The organism is Streptomyces alboflavus (genome assembly GCF_000716675.1).
GTDB lineage: Bacteria > Actinomycetota > Actinomycetes > Streptomycetales > Streptomycetaceae > Streptomyces > Streptomyces alboflavus.
The window spans coordinates 1-1573 of sequence record NZ_JNXT01000134.1; the positions used below are offsets into that span (position 1 = coordinate 1).

Sequence of the window (1573 nt, forward strand, 5' to 3'; positions counted from 1 at the left end):
ACCCACCCGCCCCCACCACGCGGTAGCCACCGCGACCGGCACCCGCACGCACGCCCGGCCTCAGCCTCTAGGCGTCGGCGCCAGTCCGGGTCAGCGCCCAGCTGCGGACCAGTCCGAGTCGCGCACCAGATCCGTCAACCATGCCGGTGCCCGATCGTCACGCGCGACTCCGTCCAGCACCCGCCGCAGCCGGTTGTGACTGCGCCCCGAACTCACCGTCTCCAGCAAGGGCCGAACGGACAACAGAGCACCTTCGCAGTCGCGCCAGGCACCCGCCCGGGCGCATGCGACCAGTTCGGCCACGCCGTAGTAGAACGCCCCGCTCCCGGCCGGCCGAAAGGCCTCGGCCAGTTCCCGCGCCCGCCGCAGGCGGGGCAACGCCCTGGCCGGGTCACCCAACGCCAGGTGGACCTCGCCCTCGTGGCCGGACAACTCGCACTCGTTGAGCCACCACGTCCAGGCCGGGTCCCGAGGGCCGATCGAGTCGTCGAGGATGGCCCAGGACGCCTTCATCTCGCTCAGAGCACGAGCCCCGTCGCCCGCGTGGGCGAGTGCCCGAGCGCGGCGAAGGTGGGCCAGCAGCGTCACACGCGGTGGCACCCGGAGCCCGGAGAGAAAGGCATCGGCGATGCGCAGCGCCTCGCCGAGACGGCCACCGCTCTGTACGCCCTGCATGGCGATCATGTCCTGGACGAACCACTGCATCGGCCGGTCCCCGGCCTGGCAAGCGAGCGCGTACGCCTCAAGGAAAGCGGTCCGCGCGGACTCCTGCCGGTCGGCCACGAACAGGAGCCACCCGGCGACCTGGGCAGCCTCCGCGACGGCGGCGGCGTACTCGCGCCGCAACCGGTCGGGCACCGTACCGCTGTCCAGGCCCCGCTGCGCCGTACGCCACACCTGGACCGCGGCGGGCGCCACCTGATCGCCGCCGTACCGGTGATCGTGCTCCAGGAGATGCGCGACACTGGTCCGCACATGCGCGATGTCGCCCTCAACGCCGCTCTCGCGATCGGCGAGCCAAGGCACGGGCTCGCCCGGCGCAGCCAGCAGCGCCGCCAACTCCCCGCTCGCCCCCAACAGTTCATCAAGCGCCACCGCCAACCTCGCCGAAGGCGCCTGCTTCCCGTTCAGGACGCGGGACAGGTAGGCGATGTCGTACGGCAACGCCCGTGCCGCGCCGCGCATGCTCAACCCCTGGGCCGCGAGGGCCTCGCGGGCGCGGATGGCGAAGTCGGTCACGGGGCACGCTCCCGGCGCGAGGGGTCGACCGTTGACCACCAGCGTAGTCAGCACCAGTCAACTTCCGCGCCGCTCACAGAGAGCCGAGCATCGGCAGGGCAGCACGTCGGGGATCCGTCCCCGCCACCGAACGACCCAGCAACCAGGACACCGGCACCCGTCGCGTCACCCCGAACAGCAGCCCTTCGCACGCGAGTTCACCACCGCCCTTGTACGTCTGCTCGCGCTGCGCAGGGCACTCCACGGCCCCCTGACCGGCGGCCGGACGTGAAGGGCGCACCGGCGCGGGCCGCCTGGCGGCAAGTGTGTTCCGCTGACGCGTCGTTTCCCCACC

Annotated in this window: 1 protein-coding gene; it reads right to left on the reverse strand. The window is 72.5% G+C overall.

Features of this window, described 5'->3' with window-relative positions:
- Positions 1-90 precede the first annotated feature (90 nt).
- Complete coding sequence (locus OO63_RS41040) at positions 91-1239, reverse strand: helix-turn-helix domain-containing protein (protein ID WP_051811816.1); 1149 nt, start codon at positions 1237-1239, stop codon at positions 91-93.
- Positions 1240-1573 lie beyond the last annotated feature (334 nt).